Source organism: Candidatus Avoscillospira sp. LCP25S3_F1 (genome assembly GCF_052117125.1).
Taxonomy (GTDB): Bacteria; Bacillota; Clostridia; order Oscillospirales; family Oscillospiraceae; genus Avoscillospira_A.
Genome location: NZ_JBQKJT010000040.1, coordinates 1 through 6,550, shown reverse-complemented (window position 1 = coordinate 6,550; position 6,550 = coordinate 1). Strand labels below are relative to the sequence as shown.

The 6,550-nt window shown below is 45.0% G+C and carries 7 protein-coding genes and 2 pseudogenes; 5 read left to right on the top strand and 4 right to left on the bottom strand.

Translation table 11 applies throughout. The annotated features are described in order from the left end of the window. Window positions 1-59: 59 nt before the first annotated feature. Window positions 60-302, top strand: a pseudogene (locus ACTQ33_RS16740) (prealbumin-like fold domain-containing protein); the annotation flags it as partial. A 255-nt stretch (window positions 303-557) separates the two neighbouring features. On the opposite strand, the pseudogene ACTQ33_RS16735 reads toward ACTQ33_RS16740, so the two are convergent. From ACTQ33_RS16735 to ACTQ33_RS16725, 3 genes and pseudogenes are all read right to left on the bottom strand, one after another. After that, a pseudogene (locus tag ACTQ33_RS16735) lies at window positions 558-1,703 on the bottom strand (IS256 family transposase); the annotation flags it as partial. A 134-nt stretch (window positions 1,704-1,837) separates the two neighbouring features. Beyond that, a complete protein-coding gene (locus ACTQ33_RS16730) occupies window positions 1,838-2,695 on the bottom strand; it encodes a DNA adenine methylase (protein ID WP_441465632.1) in 858 nt (285 codons plus the stop codon). Window positions 2,696-2,700: 5 nt separating this feature from the next. Then, window positions 2,701-4,128, bottom strand: coding sequence for a ParB/Srx family N-terminal domain-containing protein (locus ACTQ33_RS16725; RefSeq protein ID WP_441465631.1), 1,428 nt, complete (start codon window positions 4,126-4,128; stop codon window positions 2,701-2,703). A 149-nt stretch (window positions 4,129-4,277) separates the two neighbouring features. Between ACTQ33_RS16725 and ACTQ33_RS16720 the strand changes: the two genes are divergently transcribed. Next, the gene (locus ACTQ33_RS16720; RefSeq protein ID WP_441465630.1) at window positions 4,278-4,565 is read left to right on the top strand and encodes a hypothetical protein; all 288 of its coding nucleotides are present in this window, start codon (window positions 4,278-4,280) and stop codon (window positions 4,563-4,565) included. Between the two features lie 14 nt (window positions 4,566-4,579). On the opposite strand, the gene ACTQ33_RS16715 is transcribed toward ACTQ33_RS16720, so the two are convergent. Continuing rightward, window positions 4,580-4,819: a helix-turn-helix domain-containing protein gene (locus ACTQ33_RS16715; protein WP_441465629.1), complete on the bottom strand. Its 240-nt coding sequence runs from the start codon at window positions 4,817-4,819 to the stop codon at window positions 4,580-4,582. Between the two features lie 175 nt (window positions 4,820-4,994). Here ACTQ33_RS16715 and ACTQ33_RS16710 point away from each other — a divergent pair, with 175 nt between their 5' ends. The 3 genes from ACTQ33_RS16710 to ACTQ33_RS16700 all read left to right on the top strand — a co-directional run bounded on the left by ACTQ33_RS16710 (window position 4,995) and on the right by ACTQ33_RS16700 (window position 5,890). After that, window positions 4,995-5,120 (top strand): hypothetical protein, encoded by a 126-nt coding sequence (locus ACTQ33_RS16710; RefSeq protein ID WP_441465628.1) that lies wholly within the window; start codon window positions 4,995-4,997, stop codon window positions 5,118-5,120. A gap of 223 nt (window positions 5,121-5,343) precedes the next feature. Then, on the top strand, window positions 5,344-5,556 hold the full coding sequence (locus ACTQ33_RS16705) for a hypothetical protein (RefSeq protein ID WP_441465627.1): 213 nt from the start codon (window positions 5,344-5,346) through the stop codon (window positions 5,554-5,556). A 7-nt stretch (window positions 5,557-5,563) separates the two neighbouring features. Continuing rightward, window positions 5,564-5,890, top strand: coding sequence for a hypothetical protein (locus ACTQ33_RS16700; RefSeq protein WP_441465626.1), 327 nt, complete (start codon window positions 5,564-5,566; stop codon window positions 5,888-5,890). Window positions 5,891-6,550 lie beyond the last annotated feature (660 nt).

Below are 6,550 nucleotides of genomic sequence, written 5' to 3'. Positions count from 1 at the left end.
GTCTGGCGTGGTTTTCCCCGGACTGCAAGCACTTTTCCAAGGCTAAGGGCGGAAAGCCGGTGGACAAGAACATCCGGGGCTTGGCCTGGATCGTCCTGCGGTGGGCCGGTAACCCCATCAATGCCCTGCCCGCCGGGACGCTGCTGGAAGGCGCTGTCTTTGAAATTTACGACAAGGCTGGTAATGTGGTGGACACCATTGTGTCGGACTACAATGGCCGTGCGGTTTCCCGTCCGCTGCCCCTGTCCCGGTACACCATCCGCGAGGTCAAAGCCCCCGATTACTACGCCATCAACCCCACGGTGCTGAACGCCTACCTGGAGTACGAGGGCCAGATCGTGACCTTCGAGGTGGAGGATAACAGCGTGGCCACCGGCGTGGCCATCAAAAAGACCGGCCCCATGGAGGTCATGCCCAATCAGCCCATCCAGTATACCATCACAGGCATCGGCAACACCTCCACCGTGCAGCTGTCTTCCTTCTACTGGCGCGACAAGCTGCCCGGACAGGTGTCGCTCTCCAAGGTAGTCACCGGCACCTATAATCAGCAGCTTTCCTATCATAGCCAGATACAGCATTTTCAGCAGGCTGTCATCGGTGGGAAACACCGATTTGGCCTTGGTCACCTTGCGGAGCTGGCGGTTGAAACCCTCAATGGCATTGGTGGTATAAATCAGCCTGCGCACTTCCTGGGGGTACTTGAAATAGGTGCTGAGATTGGCCCAATTGGACCGCCAGGACTGGGAGATTTTCGGGTATTTCCTGTCCCAGCGCTCCCCAAAGACGTCCAGAGCATCCAGGGCTGCCTGCTCATCCACGGCGGCATAGACTGCCTTCAGATCGGCCATAAGGGCTTTCAGGTCCTTGTAGGACACATACTTGCTGGAGTTGCGTAGCTGGTGGATGATGCAGTTCTGGATCTCGGTCTGGGGGAAGGTAGCATGAATGGCCGCGTCAAACCCCGCCAGATTGTCAGTGCAGGCAATGAAAATATCCTCTACACCCCGGTTTTTCAGGCCGTTGAGTACAGTGGCCCAGAACTTGGCGCTCTCGTTTTCGCCAACCCACATCCCCAGGACGTCTTTCCGCCCATCCAGGTTGACCCCAATCGCAATGTACACTGCTTTCTTCACAATCTGCCCTTCACTGCGGACATGATAGTGGATGGCATCCAGAAATACCACGGCGTAGATGGACTCCAAAGGCCGCTGCTGCCACTCTTTGACGACGGGCAGAATCTTGTCCGTGATTCGGCTGACCGTGCTGTCCGAGACAGAAATGCCGTAGATGTCCTGAATGTGAGCTTCAATGTCACTGGTAGTCATGCCCTTGGCGTACATGGACAGGATCTTTTCCTCTATGTCCTGGCTGATACTGGTCTGATTCTTTTTCAGCACCTGGGGCTCAAATTCCCCCTTCCGGTCTCGGGGAACCGACACATCCACTTCGCCAAAGCTGGTACGCAGCCTCTTGCTGCTGTGGCCATTACGGCTGTTATCTGTGTTCTTGTTCTTGTAGTCGTATTTGCTGTAGCCCAACTCGTCATCCAGCTCTGCCTCCAAACCATTCTCCATGAACTCGGCAATGGTCTCCTTGAACAGATTCTGGATGTCATCCATGCTGCCGATGTTTGCCATCTGCAGCAACTCACGGATCTTCTCTCGACGGGCATTTTCTTCCGGGGTACGATTCTTTCTGGCCATATAGTAATCCTCCTGTGCGGTGCTTCTATTCTACACCACACAGGAGCTTTACACAAAACTTGGGATAGTCTCCCTTTTGGGCTCCAAACTTCGCTCATTTTTATGGACTCATTTTGCAACGGACCCTATATTCTCTACTCTATGGTAACTGCTGAATATCTCCCTTCTGGAATACGAAGTCCATCACAGAACGCTATCATTTCACACCCCTTAACTTTTTGGGCTGCTGTATAACTAAGAGTTAATAAACGCTTTTCAACCTTGCTATATAGTGCCACAATATCAGGGGTATAATCATAAGTAAGCATCCACTTGCAATTCAGTCCATAGATAAACTCTGATAATTGCTTATGACTCTCATGCGTATAGAAATTAGCATACAGTGCCGCCCCTTGATTATAGTACGGCGGGTCAAAATAAATAAATGTGTTTTGGTTAAAAGCAGGGGTTATGGATGTTACAAATTCGATTGCATCTTGATTATGCAATTCAATTCTATTGGCGTACAGCGCTACTTTTTCAATTCTTTTTATCAGATCATCTTTATTATACCGACAATCAATTTTCCATTTGCCAGTCTGTCCCCTGCCGCCAATAATTCCACCCTTAATTATACCAGATCGATTGGTGCGATTAAGATAAAAAGTAGAGAAACCTAACTCTAGATAATTAGACTCTTCCTTCTGATCTTGAATCTTTCGTTGCTTATCCCATTCTTCAACGGAAACCGCAGTATCTTTTATGAGCCTACATAAATTTTCGGTATCATTCAATACAGAAAACCAAAAAGCATAAATTGATCGATCAATGTCGTTGATTATTACAGTATTAACATATTCAGAATATAAAAGATAAAGCGCGACGCTAGCTCCTCCTGCAAATGGTTCAACGTAAGTTCCACCCAATAAATCATTTGCTTTGATGACATCTTGAATAAAACCTATCAGTTTTTTTTTGCTTCCAGGGTAACGCAATGGAGATGGATAGGTCATATACTTCACCTCCAGATGCCATTGATAAATGGCCAGAGATCATCCCATGCAGATTTAAGATCTGTTGCACTAGGAGTTACATCTTTGTTATGAACATATGAATGGAAAGTTTTTACCGAAGAATTCTGAGTATCGCTGCTGGCCATTTGTCTTGCTGCACGCAACTCATGCTTCGTAACTATTTGTTTGTCTTCCAGATCTTTGGTAACTGCTTCAATTTTCTTTCCTAATTTGCTATCTGCATTTACTGAATCTATCCTGTTTTTAGAAATATAGCAGTCTGTACTGAGCTCAATAAATACACGAAATAGAACTGCTACCGCATTTGGATAACTCTCAACATCCAAAGATTTTAATTCGTTAAATATCTTAACTATACGGCCATGTGTAATGACAAGTTTATGATGTGAAGGAATCAGTGTTTTTCTATTCACAGGATAACTTTTTGCTTTAGGTTTTTGGTCTGTGTTTTCAAGACTAGAGGGTGTCTTGGGTGTGTCTGTTTTAGGTAACTCAGTGTTATCGGAGCGTCCTTGGCCTCTGGAAAAATCACCTTCAAACTGTTGCGCATTGTTTTGAGGCTCTCCGTTATAACTATCTTTAGTTCGATCAGTAGTATGAGTTAGATGCCTGCTATTCACCCTATCAATAATGCTAGAAATATACTCCTTGCGATCTTCTTTTCGATAAATACTTCCCACACTAAAATTGGTAAAAGCAAGGTCATATAGCAGTTCTAACAAATAGTCATTTACCCCGTTGGAGAGTTGAAATTTACCGTTAATATTTTCAACACCAACTAATTTGCGAACATCAGGATCACCCATAAGTCGATCAAAGTTGGTTTTTTTAATATTGATAAAATGTTCTTTATATTCCGAAGGAATTTCCTTTAATTCTTTAAGTGCATCAAGGAAAACAATGTAGGAATCAGTTGTGCCACTGATTCGATTAGCAAAACGGCTTGTCTGTTGCCCATTCCAGCGAACAGTTCCTGCACCATCATTTTCACCTGTATGCTTTAAGCGAATCCATTCATTTGCCAAATTATCGTCATTTATAATTACGCAAGGAACACTGTCTAATAATGAACTATCTATTATGGCACCTAATTTCTGAAAATCTCTTTTCAGCTTAGCAAATTTGCTGGGTACCAAATCAGGCTCATTTGCTAATTTTAATGCTGTTACCCTCCGGTTTCCCTCAAGTACAAGCCATTGTTTTCCTTGTGGCCGAACAAGAATTATATCCGTCGGATTTAATCCATTCTCAATGATATGCTCTGCAAGAGTTACTAATTTTCCTTGTTGATCTTCAACCATAGCTTGAATAGTTTCAGTTTGATGCTTTACAGGATTAAAACGAGGATTTGAAGTGTTCAATAGCAAGTCCGTAATTCTAACTTGTTTATAATCATATTTTTGACCAGCCATATGAAATACCTCCATAAACTTCACGTTCATTATTTATTTACAGTTTACTACATGTAAGTAGGCCTGTCAAACCAGAACGGATTATGTAGGCTGGGATTGCAACAGGCCATTGATTAGGACACTGTGTTAGCCAATGAGGCTGCGGTGAAATGCGGAATGTTATTGACAACTCTCGTTTCATAGGAGAGAAGTGTTATTATGGCTACACGCGCTTGATCTCCCACCATATCAGCAAGGGAGAAACCGTCACCCAATCTCTCAAAGACCGCCTGGACTACGGGAAGGACCCGGACAAGACCCAGGGCGGCAAATTGATTTCCTCCTACGAGTGCGACTACATGACCGCCGGTACGGAGTTTCTGCTTTCCAATGCCAAGTACAAGGCTGCCACGGGCCGTTTTTTTGTTCTCATAGATACTATCCGAAAAAGAAAATAGCGCTGGTCAGGACTTTATTCATCTGGGACTTTTTCATCATCTACTTCAAGGAAGATATACTGCCCATCAGGCATAATAAATGCCAGCCTACAATCACAGAACTTTGCTACCTTTGCCAAATCGCGAGCAGACCAACTATTCCGCGCCATCTTATTACCCATGGTCTGCTTACTCATTCCAAAATTCGCAGCAAGATCTAACTGTTTTTTTCCACAGAGTGCCAAAAGCCCTTTAATTTTATCTGATATAGACATATAGACACCTCCCAATCTATGCTTTTATAATAAATTATTTTGATTTACTTGTCAATAAAATAACTTAAAAAAATAATCAAAATAGTTTATCAAAGTGGTTGACAAGTAAATCAAAATGATGTACTATATGTATGTAAGGCAGAGGTGAAAACCTCTTACGAAAGGAAGTGAGGACTTGGATGCAATGACCACAGCAGAGCTCAATCAGTATCTTGAAAACATTGCAAAACTGATTGAAGCCACCGCACAGGATGCCGAATCCGCTGCGCAAATCGTGCGAGACAGCAAAATTACGGCATAAAAATGAGCGGCCCCCGCTAAGACGCCGCTCATAACACCCCCGAACGAGGCGAGCCAGGAGCCTTACCCTGGCCGCCTTGATTATAAAACAGTAAGGCAGAAAAATCAAGGAGGCATATACTGAATGAAAAGGTTGACCTATTTCACCTTTCGCGAGGGCTATATCATCGTTGAGTGACGGAAACCACCCGCCCCGGAGGTCACGAGGGCAGAAAGGTGCAATTATGAAACTGACAGACCTGCTCTACAAGGTGTACGAAAATACGACTGTTTGGATCTCGGAGGACCCATCCGTCTCTGAAGGTATCTATTTCGGACCGGCCAAGGAAATTACGCTTCGCACTGCAGCAGCCTACGATGTCGTGGAGGTCTATCCCGAGCACTATCCCGCGATTGGAAATCTCGTTGGCATCACCATCATTGTCAAGAAAGGATAACTGGCCTATGGAACGCAACAAGTATGATTTGCATCGCAAAGTCCTCACCAACAAGTACGCAGACATCCTCCAGAGCTTCGAGGAAACCTGTGATGACCGGCGCATTGCCTGGAACTGCTACCAGCAGATCATCGCCGCCTGCGAAGCCATGCGGGATAGCGGCATGGAAAACAACTTCGCCTGCTGCGCAGTCAACAAAGCCATTCTGGAACAGGAAGCCGAGATTGACGAAATCATCACCCGGTTTACCGGAAAGGTTTACATGGGTGTCAAGTGGGTAGACGTTCGGGAAGAGATGAAAGGTGAGAAATTCACCTACGGCTATGTGGACTGAATTGTGAAGAAGATGGAGGACTTCGAGGCTCATGAGTTCCGGTAATTGCCCATGACCACATCCACAGAGTTAGATATTTTGCTAGACTATCAAAGAACCCCTGTTTTCGCCCAATGAAAGCAGGGGTTCTTTGATAGTCTGAATAGCGTATACGCTATTATGTGTTTTTTTAACTACTAGGGCTACTTACACTGAAGACCATCGTTCTGGAAGTACCATTATATCTGTGCTGCTCTCGCCGCTTGTGTGCTATTCTCACGGGCTTTATGCAAATTCTAGTATGGTAGACTGCCTCCCATTTTCGCCTCTTTAAAATTCAACACAGCCCTCTTGAGCATGATCAAAATTTTTTTGAAAATTTTTCATTTTAGGGTTAACTTTCGGGTTCTAGATGTCCTTATAAGTAGAGGGTTTTTTTATCCTGGAGTTTTTTCTCTTGGATTTCCGTCTCTATGAACCTTGATAATGGAATATCGCTCAGTGTGACAGGTACTTCTACTGTGCCAATGCGGGTATTCGCTTGTCGCCAGGACCATCCGTTGATTCGGGTGTGAGCGATCAACAAGCGGACAGCCTAAGTTGTAGGCGCACTTAGGAGCAGCACAGAATAATGGTACTTCCAGAACGATGGACCCCCGCGTAAGAGGGGAAGCCCTGTGG

Coding starts and splice junctions, on each gene's coding strand:
- ACTQ33_RS16730 (WP_441465632.1), bottom strand. CDS start 2,695: ATGACCTATCCATCTCCATTGCGTTACCCTGGAAGCAAAAAAAAACTG.
- ACTQ33_RS16725 (WP_441465631.1), bottom strand. CDS start 4,128: ATGGCTGGTCAAAAATATGATTATAAACAAGTTAGAATTACGGACTTG.
- ACTQ33_RS16720 (WP_441465630.1), top strand. CDS start 4,278: ATGCGGAATGTTATTGACAACTCTCGTTTCATAGGAGAGAAGTGTTAT.
- ACTQ33_RS16715 (WP_441465629.1), bottom strand. CDS start 4,819: ATGTCTATATCAGATAAAATTAAAGGGCTTTTGGCACTCTGTGGAAAA.
- ACTQ33_RS16705 (WP_441465627.1), top strand. CDS start 5,344: ATGAAACTGACAGACCTGCTCTACAAGGTGTACGAAAATACGACTGTT.
- ACTQ33_RS16700 (WP_441465626.1), top strand. CDS start 5,564: ATGGAACGCAACAAGTATGATTTGCATCGCAAAGTCCTCACCAACAAG.